The organism is Clostridium weizhouense, from assembly GCF_019431045.1.
Classification (GTDB): Bacteria; Bacillota; Clostridia; order Clostridiales; family Clostridiaceae; genus Clostridium; species Clostridium weizhouense.
Window position 1 is genome coordinate 121,179 of the sequence record NZ_JAHXPT010000002.1, and the last position, 26,579, is coordinate 147,757.

23 protein-coding genes are annotated in these 26,579 nt (G+C 25.7%); 5 read left to right on the forward strand and 18 right to left on the reverse strand.

Going from position 1 to position 26,579, the window contains the following annotated elements:
• Nucleotides 1–72 precede the first annotated feature (72 nt).
• The 3 genes from KYD98_RS03235 to KYD98_RS03245 all read right to left on the reverse strand — a co-directional run bounded on the left by KYD98_RS03235 (nucleotide 73) and on the right by KYD98_RS03245 (nucleotide 2,547).
• A complete protein-coding gene (locus KYD98_RS03235) occupies nucleotides 73–540 on the reverse strand; it encodes a chemotaxis protein CheX (RefSeq protein ID WP_219778150.1) in 468 nt (155 codons plus the stop codon).
• Nucleotides 522–1,397 (reverse strand): response regulator, encoded by an 876-nt coding sequence (locus KYD98_RS03240; RefSeq protein ID WP_219778151.1) that lies wholly within the window; start codon nucleotides 1,395–1,397, stop codon nucleotides 522–524. The genes KYD98_RS03235 and KYD98_RS03240 overlap by 19 nt, the downstream gene beginning before the upstream one ends.
• A 238-nt stretch (nucleotides 1,398–1,635) precedes the next feature.
• Nucleotides 1,636–2,547, reverse strand: a complete 912-nt coding sequence (locus KYD98_RS03245; protein ID WP_219778152.1) for an EamA family transporter — start codon at nucleotides 2,545–2,547, stop codon at nucleotides 1,636–1,638.
• 737 nt (nucleotides 2,548–3,284) lie between these two features.
• Here KYD98_RS03245 and KYD98_RS03250 point away from each other — a divergent pair.
• Nucleotides 3,285–4,088 (forward strand): SDR family NAD(P)-dependent oxidoreductase, encoded by an 804-nt coding sequence (locus tag KYD98_RS03250; protein WP_219778153.1) that lies wholly within the window; start codon nucleotides 3,285–3,287, stop codon nucleotides 4,086–4,088.
• Between the two features lie 133 nt (nucleotides 4,089–4,221).
• On the opposite strand, the gene KYD98_RS03255 is transcribed toward KYD98_RS03250, so the two are convergent.
• From KYD98_RS03255 to KYD98_RS03270, 4 genes are all read right to left on the reverse strand, one after another.
• Entirely contained in the window at nucleotides 4,222–4,875 is a 654-nt protein-coding gene (locus KYD98_RS03255; RefSeq protein ID WP_219778154.1) for a CatA-like O-acetyltransferase, read from the reverse strand.
• 386 nt (nucleotides 4,876–5,261) lie between these two features.
• Nucleotides 5,262–6,428: a dicarboxylate/amino acid:cation symporter gene (locus KYD98_RS03260; RefSeq protein ID WP_219778155.1), complete on the reverse strand. Its 1,167-nt coding sequence runs from the start codon at nucleotides 6,426–6,428 to the stop codon at nucleotides 5,262–5,264.
• Nucleotides 6,429–6,629: 201 nt separating this feature from the next.
• On the reverse strand, nucleotides 6,630–7,040 hold the full coding sequence (locus tag KYD98_RS03265; protein ID WP_219778156.1) for an arsenate reductase ArsC: 411 nt from the start codon (nucleotides 7,038–7,040) through the stop codon (nucleotides 6,630–6,632).
• Nucleotides 7,041–7,061: 21 nt separating this feature from the next.
• Entirely contained in the window at nucleotides 7,062–7,391 is a 330-nt protein-coding gene (locus tag KYD98_RS03270; RefSeq protein ID WP_219778157.1) for an ArsR/SmtB family transcription factor, read from the reverse strand.
• Nucleotides 7,392–7,591: 200 nt separating this feature from the next.
• Between KYD98_RS03270 and KYD98_RS03275 the strand changes: the two genes are divergently transcribed.
• Entirely contained in the window at nucleotides 7,592–8,092 is a 501-nt protein-coding gene (locus KYD98_RS03275; protein WP_219778158.1) for a GNAT family N-acetyltransferase, read from the forward strand.
• Between the two features lie 52 nt (nucleotides 8,093–8,144).
• Here KYD98_RS03275 and KYD98_RS03280 read toward each other — a convergent pair whose 3' ends face one another.
• Nucleotides 8,145–9,611, reverse strand: coding sequence for a SulP family inorganic anion transporter (locus KYD98_RS03280; RefSeq protein WP_258049608.1), 1,467 nt, complete (start codon nucleotides 9,609–9,611; stop codon nucleotides 8,145–8,147).
• A gap of 172 nt (nucleotides 9,612–9,783) precedes the next feature.
• Between KYD98_RS03280 and KYD98_RS03285 the strand changes: the two genes are divergently transcribed.
• On the forward strand, nucleotides 9,784–10,326 hold the full coding sequence (locus KYD98_RS03285) for a recombinase family protein (RefSeq protein ID WP_219778160.1): 543 nt from the start codon (nucleotides 9,784–9,786) through the stop codon (nucleotides 10,324–10,326).
• A gap of 185 nt (nucleotides 10,327–10,511) precedes the next feature.
• On the opposite strand, the gene arsA is transcribed toward KYD98_RS03285, so the two are convergent.
• The 4 genes from arsA to KYD98_RS03305 form a co-directional block, all read right to left on the reverse strand.
• Nucleotides 10,512–12,260, reverse strand: a complete 1,749-nt coding sequence (arsA, locus tag KYD98_RS03290; protein ID WP_219778161.1) for an arsenical pump-driving ATPase — start codon at nucleotides 12,258–12,260, stop codon at nucleotides 10,512–10,514.
• A 64-nt stretch (nucleotides 12,261–12,324) separates the two neighbouring features.
• Nucleotides 12,325–12,693: an arsenite efflux transporter metallochaperone ArsD gene (arsD, locus tag KYD98_RS03295; protein ID WP_219778405.1), complete on the reverse strand. Its 369-nt coding sequence runs from the start codon at nucleotides 12,691–12,693 to the stop codon at nucleotides 12,325–12,327.
• 500 nt (nucleotides 12,694–13,193) lie between these two features.
• A complete protein-coding gene (gene gshAB, locus KYD98_RS03300; protein ID WP_219778162.1) occupies nucleotides 13,194–15,497 on the reverse strand; it encodes a bifunctional glutamate--cysteine ligase GshA/glutathione synthetase GshB in 2,304 nt (767 codons plus the stop codon).
• Between the two features lie 73 nt (nucleotides 15,498–15,570).
• The gene (locus KYD98_RS03305; RefSeq protein ID WP_219778163.1) at nucleotides 15,571–16,884 is read right to left on the reverse strand and encodes an MATE family efflux transporter; all 1,314 of its coding nucleotides are present in this window, start codon (nucleotides 16,882–16,884) and stop codon (nucleotides 15,571–15,573) included.
• 514 nt (nucleotides 16,885–17,398) lie between these two features.
• On the opposite strand from KYD98_RS03305, the gene KYD98_RS03310 reads away from it, so the two are divergent.
• On the forward strand, nucleotides 17,399–19,018 hold the full coding sequence (locus tag KYD98_RS03310) for a flavin monoamine oxidase family protein (protein WP_219778406.1): 1,620 nt from the start codon (nucleotides 17,399–17,401) through the stop codon (nucleotides 19,016–19,018).
• A gap of 143 nt (nucleotides 19,019–19,161) precedes the next feature.
• On the opposite strand, the gene KYD98_RS03315 is transcribed toward KYD98_RS03310, so the two are convergent.
• On the reverse strand, nucleotides 19,162–19,380 hold the full coding sequence (locus tag KYD98_RS03315; protein ID WP_219778164.1) for a DEAD/DEAH box helicase: 219 nt from the start codon (nucleotides 19,378–19,380) through the stop codon (nucleotides 19,162–19,164).
• A 310-nt stretch (nucleotides 19,381–19,690) separates the two neighbouring features.
• Here KYD98_RS03315 and KYD98_RS03320 point away from each other — a divergent pair, with 310 nt between their 5' ends.
• Nucleotides 19,691–20,710: a serine hydrolase gene (locus tag KYD98_RS03320; protein ID WP_219778165.1), complete on the forward strand. Its 1,020-nt coding sequence runs from the start codon at nucleotides 19,691–19,693 to the stop codon at nucleotides 20,708–20,710.
• Nucleotides 20,711–20,865: 155 nt separating this feature from the next.
• Here KYD98_RS03320 and KYD98_RS03325 read toward each other — a convergent pair whose 3' ends face one another.
• The 5 genes from KYD98_RS03325 to KYD98_RS03345 all read right to left on the reverse strand — a co-directional run bounded on the left by KYD98_RS03325 (nucleotide 20,866) and on the right by KYD98_RS03345 (nucleotide 26,508).
• On the reverse strand, nucleotides 20,866–22,137 hold the full coding sequence (locus tag KYD98_RS03325; RefSeq protein WP_219778166.1) for an ABC transporter permease: 1,272 nt from the start codon (nucleotides 22,135–22,137) through the stop codon (nucleotides 20,866–20,868).
• A complete protein-coding gene (locus KYD98_RS03330; RefSeq protein WP_308462428.1) occupies nucleotides 22,128–22,865 on the reverse strand; it encodes an ABC transporter ATP-binding protein in 738 nt (245 codons plus the stop codon). The genes KYD98_RS03325 and KYD98_RS03330 overlap by 10 nt, the downstream gene beginning before the upstream one ends.
• Complete coding sequence (locus KYD98_RS03335) at nucleotides 22,855–24,273, reverse strand: efflux RND transporter periplasmic adaptor subunit (protein ID WP_219778167.1); 1,419 nt, start codon at nucleotides 24,271–24,273, stop codon at nucleotides 22,855–22,857. Before KYD98_RS03335 ends, KYD98_RS03330 begins: the two co-directional genes overlap by 11 nt.
• A 19-nt stretch (nucleotides 24,274–24,292) precedes the next feature.
• On the reverse strand, nucleotides 24,293–25,441 hold the full coding sequence (locus tag KYD98_RS03340) for a coiled-coil domain-containing protein (RefSeq protein WP_219778168.1): 1,149 nt from the start codon (nucleotides 25,439–25,441) through the stop codon (nucleotides 24,293–24,295).
• A gap of 524 nt (nucleotides 25,442–25,965) precedes the next feature.
• Entirely contained in the window at nucleotides 25,966–26,508 is a 543-nt protein-coding gene (locus tag KYD98_RS03345) for an NADH peroxidase (RefSeq protein ID WP_219778169.1), read from the reverse strand.
• Nucleotides 26,509–26,579: the final 71 nt, after the last annotated feature.

Genomic DNA, 26,579 nt, shown 5'->3' on the forward strand with positions numbered 1-26,579 from the left:
AAATACAATCTAAAGCTCAATAAAATTATCTTCTTTTATAATATTTACATCATTTAAAACAGATCATAAAAATTAAATTGTATTTTTTTCCAAAGAAATATTAACTTCTATAATTGCTCCATTTACTTCCATAGATATACAAATAACTTTATCTGAACTTGAGTTTGCTGTAAATTTTCCATAAATAAGAGTTGGCGTAGATATATCTACAGTTATATTATCTTTTGAGAAATTAGTTGAAGCATTAGCTGTTAACATGTTAACAAGTTCTGAAATTGCACTTTGTGCTAATTCATCAAAGTTTTCAACATTCATTCCCATCATCATAGCTGATGCAATTTTCTTTGCATCCTCTTCTTTCATTCCATATATAATATTTCCTTTAATATCTCCAAGAAGCCCAATAATAACTACAACTCCGGGACTTTCTATAAATCTTCCTCTTAATGTAACATCTTTCTTTTTAACTTCTCCTAAACCTAATTGAGGCATTACATTTAAAAATGCGTCTAAAACGGGATTTATATGATTGATATCCATTCACTTTCACCTCTTTTAAATCCTACATTTATTGATAAATTTCCAAATTGAGTTTCTACATTTGCAGAATAATTATTTTCTATTTCTGCCTTTGATATATTTATAGATTCTCCATGAAATGTAGTTGGTGGTGCCACTCTCAATCCAAAAATTTTATTTCTCTTATTTATCATTGAACATGCATTTCCACCAAACATATTTGCCATTTCAGCTACTACATTAAGTAATTCCTCATTATTTTTAGGATCTCTTCTTAATAAAACTTTCACAAGATTTTCTGCTGTCGAAAATGACATATCAAAAATCATTCTTCCAGAATATTTTCCTATTATGCCCATTACTATAGCAATTCCTTCACTATGAATTTCAATATCTGTATCGCTTTCCTCTATAACTTCTGGAACTGTTTTAGTAAGCTTATTAAATAAATCTATAATAGATTCTTTAAAAACCTTAGGATATAAATTTTCTAATTCTAAATATAATTCCTCATCTCCCATAACTCTATTTATTAATAAAGTTAATTCTTCTGGATCTACTGGTTTTTGAATATATCCTGATATATTAGTTTTTTTAGCTTTTTTTATAAGTTCATCATCCATCATAGCACTAACTACTATAACTTTAATATTTTTATCGATTTTATGTATCTCTCTTGTACATTCAAATCCATCAGTTCCTGGTATAGTCATATCCATAGTTACTAGATCTGGCTTTACTCTCTTAACTTCTTCAATAACTTCTTCTAAAGATTGTGCTTCTCCTACAACATTAAAACCATTTTCTGTTAAAGCATCTTTAAGTAAAGCTATTTGAAATGGTGAATCATCCACTATTAAAATATTCACTTTCTTCATGTGTGCTTACACTCCTTTTATATTTTATATAAATTAAAACTATTTTATTTTAACATTTATATCTAATTTAATATATAATATTTATTATATTTATTGTATATTAATATTTATTATATATTAATATTTATTATATATTAATATTTCGATTAAATTTAGTATTTCTTAATAGTTAAAATTTTATATACTTATAAAATAGTAATACACTTTTATTTTTAATATATACTATAAATTATCTATATTATCCTAAATTAAATTGATTATTATGTAATTTTACATTATCTTTTTTATTTAAAGTTGATAATTGTGGTAATATGAGTCCAATTAAAATTATTAAAACACCTATCCATTGTATTAAAGAAACTTTTTCTTTTAAAACAATAATTGAAACAATAATTGCCACAGGTAACTCTCCTGCACCAAGAATAGTTGATACGCCTGTACTTAAATTAGGAGTTCCTATTGCAAAAAATAATACTGGTAGCACTGCTCCAAAAATTCCAAGTACTATTCCATATTTCCATATACCTTCTGATAAACATCCATTAGCAAAATAGTCTGGGCAAAGTGTAAATGCAACTAATAATGCTCCTGTTGTTATACAAAAACTTCTATTAATAGAAGGTATTTGAGTTTCAACTCTTCCACTAAAAAATACAAATAATGAATATGAAAGTGCTGCTAAAAGTCCAAATATTATTCCATTTAAACTCCACTCTACGTTTCCACTATTGATTATCCCGCTAGCTAACATAGTACCAATAAATAATGTAATAACAGAAATTACTTTTAATTTTGAAGGTAATTTTCTTTCCACTATTGATTCAATAAGAACACCAATCCATGTAAATTGAAATAATAATACAACTGCAAAAGAAGCTTGTATACTTTCAAGTGCTAAATAATAAAAAATAGTTGTTAAGCAAGTTGTTATACCAATTAAAGTAAGAGATATAAATTGTTTTAGTCTAATTTTTCTTCTTGAAAAAATAATCATTATAACAAGTATAGATAACCATCCAAACAAGAATTGACTCATAACAACATCTTTGAAAACAAATCCATCATTGTATGCTAATTTTACCAATGTAGACAAAATTCCATAACAACATGCTCCTAAAAATACAAATAAAGAACTTTTTAAAAATTTCATAATAGAACCCCTCTCTTCAACCCTAAATATAATTTTCTAAGTTATTAACTATAATTAACTTTTATCTCCCCCTTTCAAAAAAAAAATAAAGCCATATATTCTTCGTTTTGAAACCAAAAAACGAAAAATATATGGCTATAAAGCAAATAGTAATCTTATTATTTAAATTTTATCTTAAATGTATGCATATTTCAAGCATATTAATTTATGATCTTAACAAATAAAAACTATATTTTAAATTAATTTTCTAATTTAAATATCATTTTCTTTAATATATTTGCAAGATAAGATTGTTTTTCAACTGATTGTAATATTTGAGACATTCCTTATATTGTTTCATTAACATTGTCTAAGATATCATTAGAATTTTCTACTGACTACTATTAATTACTTTTACATATTGGCTTGCTTTTGAATCTTCTGTTGTTACATTTAAACCTAAATCTATATTTTAAAACTTTATTGATATTGTGATATATTTAAATTTAATCTTATTAATACTTATAAAAAGACATAAAAACATATTTTTCCCAATATAAAATAAATTTTATAAATTTAAAAGGAATTCCACCACATTTTTAGAATAATATACCATATATGAATATTTCTAAATATTATATATTTTAAATGAATCTAATATTTAGAAAGTATTATCCAAACTTTTATTTAACTTTTATTAATAAAAATGTTTTATAAAATACTTATTGGATAAAAATAAAATATGGAAGAGGATGAAAATGGAAAAGGAACTACTTAATCAAATTGCTATCGTTACTGGTGGAAATGCTGGAATAGGAAAAGCTATAAGTTTAGAATTAGCACAAAGAGGCGCTAAAGTAATGATATTAGCAAGAAGTCAAGAAAAAAATGAAGAGATAAGAAAGATTATCATAGATAAAGGAGGATATTCTGAAATCTATAAAGTAGATGTATCTGATAAAAACTCTGTAGATACTGCTATTTCTGAAATCTATGAAAAACATGGACAAATAGATATATTAGTATGTAATGCTGGTAACTCCACACCATTAAATTATCTTACTAAAATGCCTATTGAAGATATAGATTCTATTATAAAGACACATATTTATGGTACTATACATTGTATACAAGCATGTGGTGAAAAAATGAAAGAAAAAAAATATGGACGAATTGTATTAATGTCTTCTCTTGGTGCTTATCATGGGGTTACTGGAAATGCACATTATTGTTTAGCTAAAGAAAGCTTAGTAGCTATGGGACAAACTTTAGCTAAAGAATTAGGACGTTATGGCATTACTGTTAATTTAATTCAGCCCGGTTCTATTAATACAGAAATGAGCTCCCAAGTTTTAGAAGTCGCTAAAAATAAAGTTATAAGTGAAACTCCAGTTGCAAGAATTGGTGAACCTGAAGATATTGCATATGCTACAGCATTCTATTGTAGTCCAAGAGCAAGTTTTATTACTGGAGATATAATGAGGGTAGATGGTGGTTATATTCTTGAAACTGGAATGGATAGATTAGTTTTAAGTATGCTTGATCCTGAAATACTAAAATAAAATTTTAAAAAGAGATTTATATTGTAGTATAAAGCTCACATTTTACCTTTTTAAAGATTTTTGATTAGTAAAATAAGAAATATTTTTAATAAAATACGAAATAAGAGAAGCCATAAATGGCTTCTCTTAAAATTTACTTCATCCATTCTTCAATAGAAAATGCTATTTCTTGAATATCATTTATAAGTTTACAAGTATGATATCCATCAGCAACAGCATGATTTACAAATATTGAAAATGGTATTAATATATTGTCATTTTCTCTAAAATATTTTCCAAATAAAATACACGGAAAGAGCATTTTTGATTCACTATAAGTATCATTACCATAACCTGTAAAACTCGTCCACGGAATTGAAGATATTGGGCAAAAATTTTTAGGAGTATTAGGTTTTGCTTTTATTCCTTTTATATCCTTGTATTTTTCTAAATCATTAATGACTAGCTTATAAAATATAAAAAAATTCTCATTATATTCTGTCCATATATCTGAGAACGTCTTATCATCATCATGAAATATAGTATATGATGGATTAATATAATCCCAATACCCTAATTTATTATCTTCATCAAAACTCATTCTAAATTCTTTGTTTTTATTTATTGCTTTAGTAACTATAAATATAAATGTAGGATAAAACCTTAAATTCCTCTTTTTTATTTCTTCTAAAAGTCTAGTGATTTCTATATTAACAGTTATATTATAATTACATTTAACAAGATCTATATAATAATAAAAATGTTCCTTACGTTCCCAAGTATCCAAGTCAATATAATTAAAATTCAAATCTTATCCTCCCCTTTTCATAAATTCTCTCATTACCATTTTTATCAAAGTACTCATTAATATAATTATAAAGTTTATTACAACAATTATGTATACTTTTTATTTTATAAATTATTGGAGATTAAAATTATTTTTAATAATATCTATATTAAAATACTATTTCTAAATAAAAATTTTAAATTATACAAATAAAATAATAGATCAAAGTGGCGTTATATATTTTGTGTTGAACAAAAAAGTAAATTTAGTTAATAAATAGCTATTAGCTAAATTTACTTACACAATATCACACAAAATAAATTAACATACACTGTGATCTATTATTTTTTGAATATGTCTTATAGCTAGTATTTGTAATTTTTTAATTTATACTATCTATAATTTTTTTAATTTATATTTTTTCTATTTGCTATACCTGTAAGCATAAGTGTTAATGCACCATCACCAGTAACATTACAAGCTGTTCCAAAACTATCTTGAATGGCAAATATTGTTAATATAAGTGCTGTACCTGTTTCGTTAAATCCAAGTACACTAACTATTAAACCAAGTGATGCCATAACTGTTCCCCCTGGTACACCAGGTGCTCCTATTGCAAATACCCCAAGTAATAATATAAATAAAACCATAGATGAAATACTTGGAAGCTCTCCATAAAGTATTTTAGATACTGTCATTACAAAAAATACTTCTGTTAATACTGAACCACAAAGATGTATATTAGCAAAAAGAGGAATAGAAAAATCTAAAATATCTTTTCTTAAAACTTTAGATTTTCTAGCACATTCTACAGCAACTGGTAATGTTGCAGCAGAAGACATACTTCCTACAGCAGTTAAATAAGCTGGCCCATAATATTTTATAACCTCAATTGGATTCTTTCTTGATATAACTCCTCCCAAAAAGTATAAAGTAGTAAGCCATATAAAATGTCCTATCATTACAATAATAATTACTTTGAAAAATACTGGAAGATGATTTGTTATAGTTCCTTCATAAGCTAATGTTGCGAATGTTGTTCCTATGAACATTGGTAATATAGGAATTATAATTTTATTTACTATGCTTAAAACTATGTTTTGAAATTGTTCTAATAATTTTTCAAACATATCTGCCTTTGTCCAAGTTACTGCTAGTCCAATCATAATAGATAAAACTAATGCACTCATAACAGACATAACTGGTGGTATATCTAACTTAAATATAATTTCTGGTAATTCTCTTAAAGTTCCAACATTTGAAAAAATTGAAATCTTAGGAATTAATATATATCCAAATATAGCTGCAAATGCTGCTGCACCAACAGATGATATATAAGCAAAAGATACGGCATAAACTAATAATTTAGAAGCATTACTTCGTAACTTTGCTATAGATGGTGCTATAAATCCAATTATAATTAGTGGTACTGCGAACATTACAATTTGACCAAAAACATATTTTAGTGTAACTATAATATTCATAAAATATGCAGGTGAATAAAACCCAATTATAAGTCCTAAAATGACTGATAATAACAACTTAAATATTAAACTATTAAAAAATTTTTTCATTTATAAATGTTCCTTTCTAATTTTTATAATATTATTTCTAGATACTCAAATTTATATATTACATTAATCATATATGTTGCAAATTTAAATCTTCAACAAAATAATATAGAATTTTTTTAATTTATCGAATATTATTATTGCAACATATATATGTGTTATAAATTCCTTATAGCTGATAAATTATAGACTTTATTATAAATGTTAATCAAAGATTAAATTATTCTTAATTCTTGTAGCTAAATCTTTTACCTTATCTTCAATTGACTTTGCAGTTTTTATAAATTCTTTCTCACTTTTACCTGTTGGATCTTCCAATCCCCAATCTTCAGTATACTTTGCAGGTAAAAATGGACAAACAACATTACAACCCATTTTTATTACTATATCTACATCTGGTATATCCTTTAATAACTTAGATTTTTGAGTTTCATTCATATCTATATTATATAGTTTTTTTATTACTCTCACAGCATCTTGATTTATTTCAGGCTTTGTTTCTGTTCCAGCTGAATAGCTTTCAAAAATATCACTTGCGTAAATTTTAGATAATGCTTCAGCCATCTGTGATCTACAAGAATTATGCACACATATAAATGCTACCTTTGGTTTCATTACTTTTCCTCCTTTCTTATTTTATTGTTTATTATTTCTACAAGAACACTCGGAATTACAGATACAATTTTCAGTTTCTGTAACTACATTCATCAAAAATAAAACTAATTTATTAGAATTAATCATATCTAATTTATAATAATTCCAAGTACCTTCTTTTCTAAATTTAACTAATCCACAATCGTTTAGTACCTTCATATGATGAGATAACGTTGGCTGAGTAAAATCAAAATGTTCTAATATTTCACAAGCACATTTTTCACCACAAGATAATATATCAATTATTTTAAGTCTATTAGGATCACTTAAAGCCTTAAATATCTTTGCATTTAATTCATATTTAGATTCCATAATTTCCTCCTTATATAGATATAAATCTATGTATAGATTAATATATCCTACTTATTTTGTCAAGATTTACATAATATATGCATTATACATGTTTTAATAATAATATTTATATCTGTAAAAATACTTGAACTATCATTTTATTTAAACTAAAATTATATTCAAGGAAATTATTGTAAATATATAAAGGAGAATCATACATTATGAACTATATAATTGATAAAATGTATAAAGATGATTGGGACAAGGTTCTTAAAATTTACTCCAAAGGTATTAAGACTGGTAACGCTACATTTGAAAAAGAACTTCCTACATGGAATGATTGGAATAATAATCATATAAAATCATGTAGATTAGTAGCCCGCTTAGATAAGAATATATTAGGATGGATAGCATTAAGTCCTACCTCCGGTAGACCTGTATATAGTGGAGTTGCAGAAGTTAGCATATACATAGACGAAAAGTATAGAAGAAAAGGAATAGGTGAACATTTATTAAAATATTTAATTGAATTATCTGAAAAAAATCAATTTTGGACTCTACAATCTGCAATTATAAAAGAGAACTTATCAAGTATAAAGTTACATGAAAAATGTGGTTTTAGAAAAATAGGTATTCGAGAGAAAATAGCTAAAATGAATAATTCTGAATGGATGGATGTAATCTTATTAGAACGTAGGAGTAAAATTATAGGTATAATTTAGGGATTGTCTTAAAAAACTCTTTTTTAAGACAATCCCTAATCATTATAAAAAATTAATTACCACTAGCCACATCTAATTTACCTGGCTTATTATGTATAGACATTCTATCTATTAATTCTAAACATTGAGTACTCATACCTATCAAGTTAGTCTTAATTCCATTTTTATGAAATTTAATCACAACTTTATCTATACTGTCAACCGCTGATTCATCCCATATTCTAACTTTCGAAAGATTAATATCTACAGTATCTACATCTTCTGTAAAATCAAAACTATTAATAAATTTTAAAGTAGATGCAAAAAATAATTGACCATGAGCTAAATATATAACTTTTTTATCTTCCTTTATTTTTTCAACACTAATTTCAGATATCTTAGCTGCAAAAAATATAGAACTCAAAATTATTCCTACAATAACTCCATAAGCTAAGTTATGAGTTAACAAAACTGTTACTACTGTTGAAATCATTACAAATGTATCTGATTTAGGTACTTTTCTTATTCTCTTTATTGATTCCCAGTTAAAAGTACTTATTGATACAACTATCATAACTGCTCCTAGCGCAACTACTGGTATTTGTGTTACAAATTTATTTAATACTATCACCGAAATTAACATTGCTGTTCCTGATATAAGCGTTGATAATCTACCTCGTCCACCATAAGTTTGATTTATTATAGTTTGACCGATCATTCCACACCCAGCTATTCCACCAAAAAAGCCTGATACCATATTAGCTAAACCTTGCCCTATACACTCTCTATTCTTGTCACTCGGAGTATCTGTTAAATCATCAACTAACTGAGCTGTTAATAATGATTCAACGATACCTACTAATGAAAGCGATATTGAATATGGTAATATTATTTTTATAGTTTCCATATTTAATGGTATATTAGGAATTAAAAATTTAGGTAACTCACTAGTTACTTTCCCCATATCCCCTAAAGTCTTTACATCAATTTTAAATATAAAAACTATTAATGTAACTACTATTATTGATATTATAGGAGAAGGAACTGATTTTGTTAACTTTGGAAATAAATAAATTATTAAAACTCCTATCGCTCCTAAAATTAATAAAATAAATCCTCCATTAAAATGAGGTAATTGTGATTTAAACATCATTATTCCTAAAGCATTTACAAATCCAATCATAACTGGTTTAGGTATGAATTTTAATAAATTTCCTATTTTAAAAAAACCTAATATTACTTGAAATATACCTGTAAGTATTGTTGCTGCTAACATATACTCTATTCCGTAATCTTTTACTAAACTTGCTAAAACTAATGCCATAGCACCAGCAGCTGCTGATATCATTCCTGTTCTACCACCAAAAATTGATATAATTAGAGACATACAAAAAGACGCATACACTCCAACCATAGGATCAACTCCTGCTACTATAGAAAATCCTATTGCTTCGGGTATTAATGCCATACATACAACAATTCCTGCAAGAATGTCCGCTCTAGCATTTGAAAACCATTCTACTTTTAAATTTTTATTCAATTTTTTATACACCTCATATCTATTATTTTTTCTCTTGTAAAAACTCATTTTTATCTTATAGTAAAGTTAGTTTAACATATATCGTCCCAAAAAGGAACCATTTTAAAACTGATTTTAATTATTTAAATTATGATATAATAAAATAAATTCTTTAAATAATAGGAGAATAAAAATGTTAATTGGATATATGAGACCATATGAAGAAGATACAAACTGTGAGGTTCAGTTAAAGAACTTAAAAAAAGTTAATTGTGAAATTATAATTTCAGAGGCACATTCCTCTCCAAAGAAAAGATTAAAATTAAAAGATATAATAAATAATCTTAATAAAGGTGATAAAATAATAGTTACAAAACTTTTTAGCTTAGCTGATTCAACTCGGCATTTAGTTGAACTATTAGAAATAATAGATAAAAAAGAAGCCTTTTTTCAATCTCTTGATGAAGAAATTGATACAAGTAATAAGAATGGATATAATTTCACTGAAATTATAAAACATCTGCTTAAATTTCAAAGTGATGTTATAAGTGAAAAAACAAAAAAAGGATTATATGAAGCAAAGCAAAAAGGACTTACTCCCGGAAGGCCAAAAAAGCCTGATGAAAATGTCAAACGTGCTATTATTATGTATGAAAGTAAAAAATACAGTCTAAGTGAAATAAAAAATGAAACTGGAATTAGTAAATCTACATTATATAGATATCTAGAACATTAATTGTTTAAAATTTTATTTATTAATGTACATTACTAAGTTTTTACTAAATTTTTTCATGAGAATTACTCTATAGTCCAGTCCATTAATGTTAATTCAAGTATAATAAAGTATCAAATTAGAAATATTATAATAAATATCACTACTAACCTAGTATTAATAGTTTAGTAGTGATATTGTGCTTCTAACTAATCTAATAATTCTTTAAGTGTATTCCCCTTTACCTCATCAGCTTTCCATTCTATAACACCAAAGTTACCTTTAGATATTTCATTTACTTTATTTATCCACTTTATCTCATTGCTAGCCTTAGCTTTTAATATCTCATTACTAGTATTTGTAGCATAAAGACTTGAATTTATTACCCACCATTTACTATAAATTTCTGCTCTATTTAAATCTTCTTGAAGTCTCATAGCTTCATAAACTGGTGTTGTTTCTGCTAAGGTTACAATTATAACTTCAGTTTCTTTATCATTTTTTAATTTTGGTAAAAGCTTTATAACTGATTCTGGAATATCTCCCTTTGATCTAACAATTTCCCTATTATAACTTTCAGTTGATTCTAATAGCAATAAAGTATGCCCTGTTGGAGCTGTATCAATAACAACAACCTCATTTTCTGATCTTTCAACTATTTCAGCAAAAGCCCTAAACACAGCTATTTCTTGAGTACATGGTGATCTCAAATCCTCTTCAACATAAGCTATATCCTCTTCACTCATATTGTTTTCTCTTGCTTTAATTAACACTTCTTCTTTATATTTTTCAAGTTCTTCCTTTTCATCAATATTACTTAATGAAATTCCATAACTTTCATCTAATACAAATTTCAAATGCCCAGCAGGATCAGTGGTTGTTAAATGTACCTTTTTACCTTTTTTTGATAATCCAAGTGCAATTGCCGCAGCTATAGTAGTCTTACCTACTCCACCCTTTCCCATTGTAAATATTACTTTTTTATCATTTTTATATAAATCTTCAATTATACTATTTAGTTTTGGTATTTCAGTTACATTTAAAATTTCATTATCTATTATAATAGAATTATCCTTTAACAATGATCTTACATTTTTAAGCCCTGTTATATTATAAGGTCTTAACGGAATTTCAAAAGTTTCAATATTCTTTAATCCTTCTGGAATATCTTTTAGTGCATTTTGTTGTTTGTGATAAATGGATTTAGACAAATAATCATCACACTGTTGAAGTACTCCATTTACAATTAAAGCTTGATTTTCAACTCCAATATCTTGAAGTTCCTTAGATGCTCTTTCTGCTTCTTTTAAAGGGGTTATCTCTGGTCTTGAAACAAGTATAAGTGTAGTCTTTTCTTTATCAGCTAAAGTCTCAACTGCTTTTTTATACATATCTTTTTTATCTTCTAATCCTGCAAGTTGACCAAGGCATGATGCCCCATGAGTACTTTCACTAATAAAATTACTCCACGCTGAAGGTAATTGAAGCATTCTTAATGTATGCCCTGTTGGAGCTGTATCAAAAATAATGTGATCATATTCATCACTTATACTTTTCTCTGTTATCATTGATGAAAATTCATTAAAAGCTGCTATTTCAACTGTACATGAACCTGAAAGTTGTTCTTTCATATTATTCAAAACAGCTTCCGGTAACTTTCCTCTATAAGGAGCTATAACACTTTCTCTATATTCAGCAGCAGCTTCTTCCGGACTAAAATTTGCAACTGTTAAATTAGGAACATCTTTTATTTTAACTCCCTTATTATTTAATTCTATATCAAATACATCCTGAAGATTTGAAGCTGGATCTGTACTAACAAGCATTATTTTCTTTCCTAAATCTGCTAAATTAACTGCTACTGCACAAGCAGTTGAAGTCTTTCCCACTCCACCTTTACCAGTAAAAAATAAATATTTGGTTAAATTTAATTTTTCTAAATCAAATAATTTAAACATTTTTATCTTCCTTCCTTTATATATTGTAAAATACGATACATAAACTTATTATTTTTATCTATAATTAACAACATCCACCTTTACAGTTACATTTAGTAGGTCTCTTTATATTTGCTTTTAAATAATCCTCTGGTATATTTAATAATTGACAAAATTCTTTATTACTAGGATAACTGCCCATTTTTACTATCTTACCATTTACCATAATAATAGGAAGAGCCTCTACACCCTTTATCATTAATATTTCATTTATAATTTTATTAGTTACAAATATTTGAGGATTACTTGTAAGATTATGTCTTTCAACCATTATTCCTTTGTTCTTTAAAGTGTTTAATACTGTTGCAACTCTTAATAATTCTGGATTAACAGATGGACCACAAACTCCAGTTGAACAACACATTGCTGGATCAAAAATTATCATTTTATTTATATTTTTCATAGCATTCTCTCCTTTTTATACTTAATATTAATATTTTAATCTCATACTATATATAGATATACATCTATATATAGTATAGACTAATATCTTTAAAATATCAATATACCGATATTTATTAATAACCATCAATTCTTTATATATTAATGTTTATCTATGTTTTATATTATTCAATTTTTTATTGACTGTTACAAAATAATTTTAAAAACATATTATTAAAATTCAATTTAGCTTTTAATTTAATATAAAGTAAATATATAAATTCTAATTAATAAAATTCATAAATATTATAATTATTACATATGATATTAAAAAATAACAATATAATGTTAATGAACAAGCTTTTTTTAGAATATATATAACAAAGAGGACATCTCAAAAATATCTTTATACATTTAAGATGTCCTCAATTAATTTATTAAGTTTTAAGTTAATATTGATTTTTTAAAACATAGTTGCTTTATTTTAAGATAACCTCTATAAATTTTAACTAACTAAATAAACTCTAATAGGTTTAATATTTCTTTTGCTATATTTCTCTCTATTCCCTTATATGGATAAGAATGAATATGAATAGCAGGATTAAAGTTTAATTCAATTATTCCATATGAAGAGTTTTCATCTTGATAATCTTCTATCATCATATCTACTCCACATATTTTAGCACCCACTGCTTTTGTTGCTTCAATGGCTACTGTTTTAAATCTTTTTGGAATAATATCTGTATAATCTATACTATCTCCACCAGTACTAATATTTGAATTTTCTCTCAAATAAACTATTTCGCCTTTATTAGGTATGTAATCAAAATTTAAATTATTTTGTTTTAAAAATAATTCTGCATTTTCATCCAAATTTATTTTTTCTAAAGGTGTTTTATATCCTTTTCCTCTTAAAGAACTTTGATTTTTAATTTCAACCAATTCTTTTATAGATTTAACTCCATCTCCAATTACATTTGCAGGTACTCTATGAAGTATTCCTACAACCTTATCATTTATAACTAAAAATCTATATTCTTTTCCCTTTATAAACTCCTCAACTAATACTGTATTATCATACTTAAAAGCAATTTCTATAGCTTTTATTAGATCACTTTTCTCTACTCCATCTGGAAAAATGCTTATTCCAATTCCAAAATTAGTTGACTTAGGCTTTATTACTATTGGCTTATTACTAAAATTAGTGCAATTTAATACAGCATCATTAAATGAATTAAATTCATACCCTTTAGGAACATTTAAACAATTATCATCAAGTATTTTTTTAGTTACCACTTTATTTTCCATAATTAACACAGTAACATAATTATCTTTTGAAGTCTTTGTTGCTTGTTTTACATGCTCTACCCTATTACCTTTTTTAAGCTTTATAAAATTTTCACTTCTATCACTTATTTCTACTTTTATTCCTCTTTTTATAGATTCCTTTATTAATAGTTGCGTAGATAGCTCTAAATCCTCATATCCTTCTAACTTAAATCTCTTATTATATGCATCTTTTTTATAATTTTCTGCTAGATTTAGATGTGCATCTATATACCCTTCACTCTTCACTTTTTCAATAATTTTATATGAATATGTACATTTATAATCTCGTATTTTTTCTATCATCTTAAAGAGAATTTCTTCTTTTCCTAAATTAAGTTTTTTATTAATATTCTTAATATCTTCCAATATATCTAATGCCCATATTTCTTTTGAAATTTCTTTTCCATCTTTTTTTAACATTATATCATTATGACCATATCGTGCTATAAGCTTCTGATTTTCTAATGCCTCTTCTTGCCATTTATCATAACTGCTTTCATCAGCAACCAGTAAAAACAAATTAAATATTTGTAAAAAATTCAAATCATCTAGACTTATCCCAGCTTTATCAAAAGGATTAATATCTATACTTCTATATTCCAAATAATCAATACCATCATTAATAAGAGATTCAAAAAAATTATTATTATCTTTTGCCTTTAATCTAATTGAACTATAAAATTCTTTATGACTTTCTATAATTTTATCATTTATAAAGCTTTTTAAACTCTCAACATATCCCTTTGTAGAATTATAATCGGCAAATAAATCTGTATTATTTGTATATCCACACTCACTATTTCTATATGATAAAGCTCCATCATTTGAAAATACATTATTTGTAACTTCCTTAAGTTTTTTTACACATTCTTTTGCATAACTTTCATGAATTAAACCAGTTCCACCTAACAAATATATCAATAACCATCTATATCTTAGATAATTCCTTGCAACTTTAAGATATAAATTATCCTTAAAAGTTTTATAGTCTAAATCATTATCTTCATCCTCATACAATCTTTTAGTCATTTCCTCACTAAAAGAAAAATTGTAATGAATCCCTGAAATTAATTGTTTTTTAGGACCATACTTCTTTAGTAAATTTTCCCTATACTTTTTAGCTTCTTCTCCTGTAGGAGTTTTATCAAACCTTGCAATTGGAATTTTATTATCACTTGGTATTATACATGGCATAGACTGCGGCCAAATATATTCACCCTCTAGTTCTAAAGCTACAATATCATAAAGTACACTTAAAAAATTATATAATTTATCCGTTTTATTAAATATAGGTGTAATCAATTCAAGCTGACTTTCTGAAAAATCTGTTGTTATATATGGATTTTTCATCTTTTCTCCAAATTGTTTTGGATGAGGTTTTAAAGATAAATTACCCTGTTTATCAACTCTTAACCCTTCTCTCTCCACTCCAAAATTTCCATTTAATAATTCTGATGCAGTAAATAATTTTTTTAAATCATTAAGCATTTTCATACCCCTTCCAAACCTTTAAGTCTATCTCTATTTTTTTATACTATCTATACATTATATATTATAAATATCAACTTTCATTTAAAACATATTTTAATCTATACATTAAATACGCTGAAATACCTTTTAATACACTTGATAAGGCAATACTTAACCATATCCCATCTAATCCTATTAATTTTGTAAAAAATAAAGCCATAGGAATTCTTAAACTAGTGAATACTATACTTATAGTTGCTGAAACTTTTGGCTTTCCTATTCCAGTGAACAATCCATTTGAAACCATCTCTACAGTACTAAATAATTGTGAAAAAGCAATTATCCTTAAATATTGACTTGCAATTATTATAGTATTTTCTTCTCTAACAAATATTTTTACTAATAATTCTGGCACTGTTATAAATAAAGCCCCTGTTATCATAGAATATATAATTCCTATTTTTAAAGCCATTTTATATCCTTCACTAATTCTATAATATTTTTTAGCCCCAAAATTTTGTCCAACAAAACTAGCTACTGCACCATTTAATCCTCCTATAACCATAAAAGTTATTGATTCTATTTGAACTCCTATCTTTTGAGCTGCAATAGCATCTGACCCAAAAATTGCTATTATCTTCGCAAGAATTATATTTACAAGTGTAAATAACACTCTTTGAAAAGACATAGGAAAACCTAAATTTATTATTTCCAATACTTTTTTTAAATCTATACCAATACTACAATCAAACTTTAAAGTCTGTTTTGAGGTTGATATAAATATAATAAACATAATTATATTAGATATTAATGTAGCAATTGAAGCTCCTAAAACTCCCATATTAAACACATATATAAATAATGGATCTAATACTATATTTATAATTATTCCTATAGTGTTTATTTTTAAAGCTGTTTTATTATTCCCAAAACTCCCAAAAACTCTTGTATATAATAAATTAAAAAATGCAAAAAACATCATAGGTGCACTTAATGCTAAATATAGATAAGCATCTTTTTCTACAACAGAATTATTTATATTTAAAAAATCAATAAAATCTTTACCTAATAATACAAGAGCTAATGAATAAATTATCCCTATTGTAATATTAATAACTATTCCTGCATTAATATATTGCTTTACTTCAATTTCATTTTTCCTACCAACTGCGTGTGCAACCTTTATTCCAGTGCCAATAACAACTAATGCATTTATAGAGTATCCAAGTCCTATATAAAAACTTGATGATCCAATACTTGCTACAGCATTGCTTCCAAGTGCTCCTACCCATATCATATCTATAATATTATAAGCAAATTGTAATAAAGAACTTCCCATTATTGGTATTGCTAATATCATTAGTACACTTAATACTTTTCCATGTGTTAAATCTATCTTTTTCATTCTACCTCCATTACAAATTTATTATTAAAAATCTATATAACACTCAAGCCTTTTCTAGATTAAAGAAAATAAATAAATTCTTTTAAATTAAATTTTTACCTTTAAATAATAATTCAAGCTCTCACTTAAATCAAAAAATTAGTCTGTTTTTATATAGATATGTATCTATATATACTATAATTAACCCTACTTATCTTGTCAATATTATATATTTATATTTTTACTATTTTGCTTATACATAAATCTTCTATTCCAATACACATATAAAATTCTTTAAATAATATAAATTTTGAAATTCTAAAGAACACCAAATTTTAGATATATTTATGTTTTTCTATCTACAGCTAATTTATTCAATCATATATGATTAAACTAATCTAATTGTTCTTTTAATTTTATCTAATTAATATACTTAATGTAGAACTTATTCTTTTATAAAAGGAGTTGAATTTATTTGAATGCAAAAAATAGAAATCTCCAACCATCTAATCCTTCTAATAAAGAAAGACAAGAAATGTTAAAAATTGCTTTAAAACAAGCAAATCGTATTGAAGATTTTAATAGTGTAGTATCATCACTTAGTCCGCCAAAAGATATTACAACCATTGCCTCTTCAACAGATTGTAAAGATATTAAAATAGGCATAATAGGCGCTGGTCTTGCTGGTTTATCTTCTGCTTTTGAACTTAGAAAACTAGGCTTCGATATTACAATTTTTGAAACGAAAAAACAGCATATTGGTGGTAGAATCCATACCCATTATTTTGATAAAAATAAAAACCTCTATGGTGAACTTGGAGCTATGCGTATACCAGTAAGTCATGAAACTACATGGCACTATATAGATCTTTTTAATCTACAAACAATACCTTTCGTACAAACAAATGAAAATGCATTCATATATATAAGAAATAAACGTGTAAGAAATGATTCTAAAGGTAAAAATGTGATGAAGGAAATCTATCCTGAATTTAATTTAACCCCAGCTGAAAAAAACACATCATGGCAAAAACTTATAGATTATGCTTTAGGAGATAATCTTTTAAAGATAAATCCATCTATAAGAAAAGAACTATTACATATAAAAAAGCAATATCCTATTTTAATCCAATCTTTGGACAGCTTAAGTATAAGAGATAATTTAAAAAAAATGAATTTAAGTGAAGGTGCTATAGAATTAATTTCATGCATTGTTCCTTTCCTTGGTGCTTTTTATAATAATAGCTATTTAGAAAATTTACAAGAAGATTATAGTGTAGATTATGCTTATAGATATCAAATAGTTGGTGGATTTAATAATTTACCTCTTGCTTTTTACAATTCATTAAATTCTAAAGATCCCAAAGAATACACTAATATTGAAAAAAAAAATTTAGGAAAAGTCACTTTAGAAAATGGGAAAACAGTAACTAGTATATTTGAAAATAGAAAAACTAATAAAGTTATCCTTGAGTATAAGTGTGAAAATTCTTTAGAAAAATTTAGTAAAGATTTTGATTATATTATCTGCACAATTCCTCTTTCAAGCCTCAGAAATATAAACATTTATCCAATGTTTAGTACACAAAAAATGCAAGCAATAAAAGAGGTTAATTATTCCTCATCTCAAAAAACACTTTTTCTTTGTAATGAACGTTTTTGGGAAAAAGGACTCTATGATGAAAAGATATTCGGCGGTGGTTCTTCCACTGATTTATCAATTCAGACTATATGGTATCCTTCTTATGATATAAAATCATCTAATAAATATAATAATTCAGGAGTACTTTTAGCGTCTTACAATCTTGGACAGGACGCCATACGTTTAGGAAATCTGAATGATAAGATTCGCTTTGAAACAATAAAAAGACAAGTTGAAATGGTTCATGGATTACCTAATAAATACCTTGATTCAGTTGTAACAGATTTTAAAACAATTACTTGGGATAATGTACAAGGAATTTTAGGTGCATTTTGTTATTTTACTCCAAATCAACATACTCTTTTTTCATATGTAATGTCAAAACCTGAATATAATAACAAAGTATATTTTGCTGGTGAACATACCTCTAATAAACATGGCTGGATACAAGGTGCTGTAAACAGTGGTATGAATGCTGCAAATTCAATAGCTGAATATTGCAAAAAAATATAAAATTTTTAAAGCTTATAAAATCCCTAAATTATATATTTAGGGATTTTATAAGGCACATGAAATAAAATAATAGATCAAATAAATTATTATACTAGTCTATTATTTTTTAAATGTGCCTAAGTTTCTATTTTAAAATATAATTTTTAGGCTTCTTGAAATATTATAATACCTTCATCTTCTCTTACTAATCCACTCTGTTCCAATTTATCTAATTCTATATCTAAATTAAAACTATTATAAAATCTTTCATCTACTATAGCCTCATATTTTTCAAAATGTTTCTTTAGTTCATAATAACTAATTTCTTTTGCCTCACTTATCTTATTAATTAAACGTAAAGAATAACTTGATATTCTATTCATGAAATCACTCCTTATTATAATTAGTATTATTTTTATGTAATGATGTGAGACACATTAATTAGTTCTTATAAATTAATATTATTGTTATTATATAAAAAGTAGAACTTATATTATTTTTTATTTTAATATATATGTTCTATATAAGTTCCTAAATGTAGTGGTCAGTAATATTATTTGTAAATATTTTTAAATTTATTTTAATGAACAAACTTTATTGGAACTTATATAAATTATAATCTTAAAATTGATTGACATTATTTTTTATATTTCATACAATCTTTAAGAGAAGTATTTTTACAGGAGATGAAAAATGAGGATTATAAAAAAGTATTTTATATTGATAATAATCATATCTATTTTAATAGTGTCGCTTTTATTTTCCTTTATTTATATAAAAAGTAGATCTCAAAATTTTAAAATAGATACTGATATTTATAAATACACCGATGAAAATAATGACAATAATACAATTGATTCAAATTCTTCCAAAAATGTTGTTCCTACAAAATTGACTACAGGAATATCCATAAGTTCTGATTTACTAAATTCTGATTTAACAGAGAACGAAAAATTATATATTTTAAATAATAATAAATATAATCTTGAGGATAGAATTTCATTATATTTAGGTACTGATAAAGAAGATTTTGGATTTATATATTATGATTTAAATTCTGATAAATATATAAAATTTAATGAAAATGATACTTTTATTGCTGCTAGCACTTATAAAGTTTCATTAAATTTATTAGCATATGAAAAAGTTAAACAAAATAAAGATTTACTTAATATTTTTATCAATTATAAAGATAAATATTATGAAGAAGGTACAGGTATATTACAAGATTTAGATAATATACCACCTATGAAAGTTCAAGATTTATTAGATTTATCTATAATAAATTCTGATAATATTGCAACTAATATGGTTGGTGATTATTTGGGCGGACATGATAAAGTAAGAGAACAAGTTTGGGATATATTTAATATTCCATTATCATCTTTGGATAATATTACCACACCGGAATCCGAATTAAAAATTTTAAAACATATATATGATAATAAAGATGATTCTAATTATGCACATTTAATTAAAGTTTTACAATCTACAGATACCCATACCAGAATCGATAAATATATACCTAAAGAAATAGTTGCTCATAAAATAGGATCAAGCAATGATTATATTCACGATATAGGTATTATAACATGTGAAAACCCGTACATATTAATAGTTTATACAAAAGGATTAGATGATGCTGAAGAAAAAATAGGACAAGTATCTAAAGCAGTATATAATTATCAAATAAATTTTCGAGATCCTAACTAAAATTGTTTTTAAATAAAAGAGTTATCTAAAAATGATTTCTTATAATCATTTCAAAGATAACTCTTTTGTTATTAATTATGGCACTCTATATAATTTTATTTTCACAAAAAAATTATATAGAGTTTTTTGATTATATTTTTAAATTTAAATTTCTATTATTCATATCTTAAAGCTTCAATCGGATCTAAATTGGCTGCTTTTTTAGCTGGATAATATCCAAAGAATACTCCTATTGCCATTGAGAATGTGAAACTTATAAGAATTGTACTTACTGATATTATTATTGGTGCTTTTAATAATAAGCATGCGATTGCTCCAATTCCCATTCCTAAAAGTATTCCTATAATTCCACCAATAGCACATATTATAACCGATTCTATTATAAACTGTGTTTTTATATATGAACTCTTAGCACCTAATGCTTTTCTCGTACCAATTTCTTTTGTTCTCTCTGTAACTGATACTAGCATTATGTTCATTACTCCTATTCCTCCTACAAGTAATGATATAGCTGCTATTACTGATATAGCTAATGATACAGTATTAAGTGCTGAAGTCATCTCTTTAAGCTGACTTTCCATATTGTAGACATCCACATGCCATTGTTTATTAGTCTTATACAATTTATCAAAATATTTTACAAGATCATCTGTTAATTTCATTACATCGATATTAGCTTTAGGTTTTATTGTAATTTCAGAATAATTCTTGTTCTTTGCTGAAGCCTTTGCTGTAGTTATAGGAATATATAAATGTGTTTGCATATCTTTTTCTGTTGCTTTATTTGGGCCTTCAAATGGTGATGCTTCATATTTATATACCCCTACAATAACATAAGTTTGTACAACATCACTGCAATATACTTTAATTTCTTTTCCTAATGGATCTGTATTATTCTTGAACATATTGTTTACAAACTTATCAGAAACTACCGCAACTTTTCTACTTCCCTTAAGATCTTTATCTGTTATAAATCTCCCTTTTATCATATTTATATTACCAGTTTCTTTATAACCATCATTTACTCCATTAATTTTTACATTGGCATATAAATAACCATCTTTTGCTTTTCCCATTCCTGTCATTTCTCTTAAAGCTATAGTTTCAATTCTATCACTAAAAAGTTTTTTTACATTATCTAACTGTTCATTTGAAAAACAATCCTCTTCTTTTAGATTTTTCCAAATATCAGAATCATAACTTTCTCCACCATTTTCATCAACTTTAGGAGATACATAAGCATTAATATTGGTTGCACCATTTTTAGCTAATGTATTGGTTAAAGAAGATGTCATTGCATTCCCTATTGAGACAATTGCTATAACAGATGAAATACCTATTATAATACCAAGCATCGTTAATACAGAACGCATCTTATTAGATTTTATTCCAGCTATAGCAAGTATTATATTTTCTTTTATAAACATAACTTTTCACCCTCTGGAAATCTTCTAGAATACTGTTTATTGTACTCTTCTGATATTATTTTTCCATCCCTTAAAGTTATAATTCTTTCTGTTTCCTTTGCCAATTCATAGTTGTGAGTTATAAATACTATAGTTTTTCCTTGAGTTTCATGAACTTTATGGAATAAATCCATCACTAATCTACCTGTTGAAGAGTCAAGTGCTCCTGTTGGTTCATCCGCAAGTATGATGCTTGGATCATTTGCTAATGCACGAGCAATTGCAACTCTTTGTTTTTGTCCCCCAGAAAGTTCATTTGGAAGATGTGTTAATCTTTCTTGCATATCTACAAGTTCTAAAAGCTTCTTTGCACGTTCTATTCTTGTTTTCTTATCCATTCCTGCATAAAGCATTGGTAATTCTACATTTTTTAATGCAGTACTTCTAGGAATTAAATTAAAAGTTTGAAATACAAATCCTATCTTCTTATTACGTATTTCTGATAAATGATTATCTGATGATTCATTTATATTGCTCTCATCTAAAATGTAACTCCCTGAAGTTGGTCTATCAAGTGCACCAATTATATTCATTAAAGTACTTTTACCAGAACCAGAAGCTCCAACAATAGATACAAATTCACCTCTTCTTACATTTATATCAATATTCTTTAATATATCTAATTGATTAGGAGTGCCTATATAAAAGCTTTTTATAATATTTTTCATTTCTATTATATTATCCTTCAACAGCACCATCCCCTTTTATTTCGATATTACTTCCAACAGTATAACTTGAAGGATTGGAAAGAATGATTAATCCGTCCTTAATTTCATCACCAGATATTTCAACATTAAAGTCTGATTCCATACCTATAGTTACAGGTAATTGCTTAACAATATATTGCTCTCCTTCTTGTTTTTCTGCTACATATATACTACTTCCATTTTCATCTTCTATTATACTTTCATGTGGTACTGCATATACATCATCTTTTTCCTCTAAAATAATATTTACTCTAGCATTCATACCAACTTTTATTTTATCATTTGGTTCTTTCATTTTTACTTTGGCTTCAAAATTAACATCATTACTTGATTGTGTTTCTCCTTGAGGTGCTTTCTCTTTCTTAGCTGTAGGATCAATACCTTGTATTTCTCCTTCAATTTCAATATCTTCTGTTGCATCTGTTTTTATATTAGCTTTTTGTCCTGGCTTAACATTAGTAACATCAACTTCTTTTATAGATACAAATATTGTTACGTTATCTAAATCTTCAATTTCAAAAAGTGCTCCTGTACTTGGACTTCCTACGACCGCATTTACACTAGTAATAGTTCCATCAACAGGTGCTTTAATTATACATTCTTGTAATTCATTTTGTTTATTTTCAAGTGCAATTCTTTCACTTCTATTATTATAATTTGTTTGTGCAGTTTCATAACTGTTTTTAAGATTCTTAATATCTTCATTCACCTTAATCTTTGCATTTTCTAATACAACTAAAGCTTTATCATAATCAGATTTTGCATTCTTATACTCAGTTTCAGTTTTTTTTAGATCCTGTTCTGAAATTTCTCCATAACCTAAAAGCACTTTATTGTATTCATAAATTCTTTGTTTATCATCTAAATCTCTTTTAGTTGAATCTATAGCTGTAGTTGCATTTATAATTTCTGTATTCAAATTATTTTCATTCATATAAACTGCATTTTCATAAGCAGATTTTTTACTTTCAAGTTCTATTTTAGCGTTGGATTCAGAAGCATTAACTGTTTCTGTTGTTTGTGCTATTTCTCTCTCTAATTTTTCGGTATCCAGTACTGCTAAAACATCTCCTTTTTTTACTTTATCTCCAACCTTCACCTTAATTTCCTTAACTATATTAGTAGAATTAGTATACACGTTAGTGGAATTATCACTTTTAATATCTCCTAAAACATTAATACTATTTATAATATTAGTTTTTTGAAGAACATTATATTGTACATCCATTGCTTGCTTAGGAGACTTTAGTTTTAAAAAGGTAAAACCACCTACTAAAATGATTAATATACCAATTACAATAAATTTCTTTTTGCCTTTTTTACCTTTAGTAGTTATATTTTTGAAATTTATATTTTTAGGACTTAATTTTCTTATATCAAGTTTAAGCATATCTATCTATCACTCCAATCTAGTAACCATTTTTCATTTGTATATAAGTTAAGTAATTTATATACAAGTTATTTTTTTGAGATATAAAGTCTGACTCTTTTTTGTTTAATTCATTTTCAAACTCTTCTATTTGTTTTTTAGATGTAAAACCATAATTATATTTGCTATTCATAATAACCACATCATATTGATCTCTTTTTAATCTTTCATCAGCATTTTTTATTAAATCACACGAAACTTTAAGATTATTATATTGTTTTTCAAATTCTAATTTTGCTTTATCTTTTTCTTGTTTAAAATAAATTTCATTATTATCAATTTCATAATCACTTATATCATCTAAATCATCTAATTTATCAGATTCAATTTTTCTTATTTGCATATCCACATTATTATCAAGCATTTCTTCTAAATCATCTTGAAAATTAATCTTAGAAATTTTATCTAAATCAATTTTAATGTCTGTATTAAATTTCAATTCTTCTGTATTAGATAAACCTAATGATAAAAGAAGTTCTTTCAAATCATTTTCCTGTTTAGTATTTAATTGAGATAATTCATTTTTTAAATCTGTAGTATCAAATGTATTAGTAGTATATTCTTTTTTAGATATGAATCCCATTTCATATTTTTTCTTAGAAACTTCTGATTGTTTATTTTTTGTGTTAAGCTCTGATAACTTAACTTCTTTTTTAGCTACTGTATCTAAATAATCTATATATTGCTTTTGCACTTTCATTACAGCTTGTCTTACTTCTTTATCATATTTTGTCCTGGCTATTCTTAGATCATATTTTTTTGCCTTTTTACTGTCTTTAAGTGATTCCAATTCCTCTTGCGAAGCTTCTAATTTTTTCTTATTAGGATCTTCTTTAGGAGTTTCATTTATATTTTCTTTATTTTCAGGTGCTGCTTTTACTATTTCAATTTTATTTTTTAAATCTTTTATTTCATCTTCTAAATCATCAATCTTATCAATAGTATCTTTATACTCTTCTCTTGCTTTTTCTAAATTATTCTCTATAATCTTTAGTTCTGGACTGTATTCAAGCATAATTTCTTCTATATTATCAAGAGATATTTCAATAACATTATTTGTAGCAGCTTGTACATTTGTAAAATTTAAACATACTATAAATAAAATTAAAGCGCTTATAAATTTTTTCATCTATTATTCCTCCAACTTTGTTTTTTATTAATGCATTTTTTCATTTTTAGTCTAAATTTAATATTTTTTCTATAAAATAATTATATAGATTATGTTTTAAGTAAATCTTAAGATATTATTATTTTTTCCTATATTTATCTTAAAAATATATATTTTAGAAATCATAAATAGTATCCCCTATTTTAAGTGTTGAAAAAAGGCATATTTAATATAGAAAATTTTTATTCCCCTAACAGCACCTAATTTTTCAATTATTATTACTATTTAGATTAATAATAAATAAAAATAATAAGAGCTTATCTTAAATACTTACTGTATTTTAAGATAAGCTCTTAAGGGTTAATTAATTTATTTAGGCAAATTCAAAAAATAATAAAGCATTATGCTCGTCTATTTGATATGATACTGCGTTAGCAAATTTAGCTAATAGCTCGCTATTAACTAAATTTACTTCCTTATTTCACATAAAATATACAACGCCTCTTCGATCTATTATTTTATTCCATGTGCCTTAATATATATTTTTATGCAAAATATCTGTCTAATAATCCTTTAAATGCTTTTCCATGTCTTGCTTCATCCTTGCACATTTCATGTACTGTATCATGAATTGCATCTAAGTTTAATTGTTTAGCTAATGTAGCTAAATCTTTCTTTCCTTGACATGCTCCATGTTCTGCTTCTACTCTTAATTCTAAGTTTTTCTTTGTGTCTGCATTTACTACTTCTCCTAGTAATTCTGCAAATTTTGCTGCATGTTCTGCTTCTTCAAATGCTATTCTCTTATATGCTTCTGCTACTTCTGGGAATCCTTCTCTATCTGCTTGTCTTGACATTGCTAAGTACATTCCTACTTCTGTACATTCTCCCATGAAGTTTGCTTGTAATCCTTCTATTATTCTTGGATCTACATCTTTAGCTATTCCTACTACGTGTTCATCCGCAAATGCTAAGTCTCCACTTTTTTCTATAAACTTATCTGGTCCAACTCCACATACTGGACACTTTTCTGGTGCTGCTTCTCCTTCATACACATAACCACATACTGTACATACAAATTTTTTCATAATTTTGTTCCCCCTATATTCTATTAATTAATTTTACTTATTTTTAAATTTTATTTTTAATATCTTTTGTT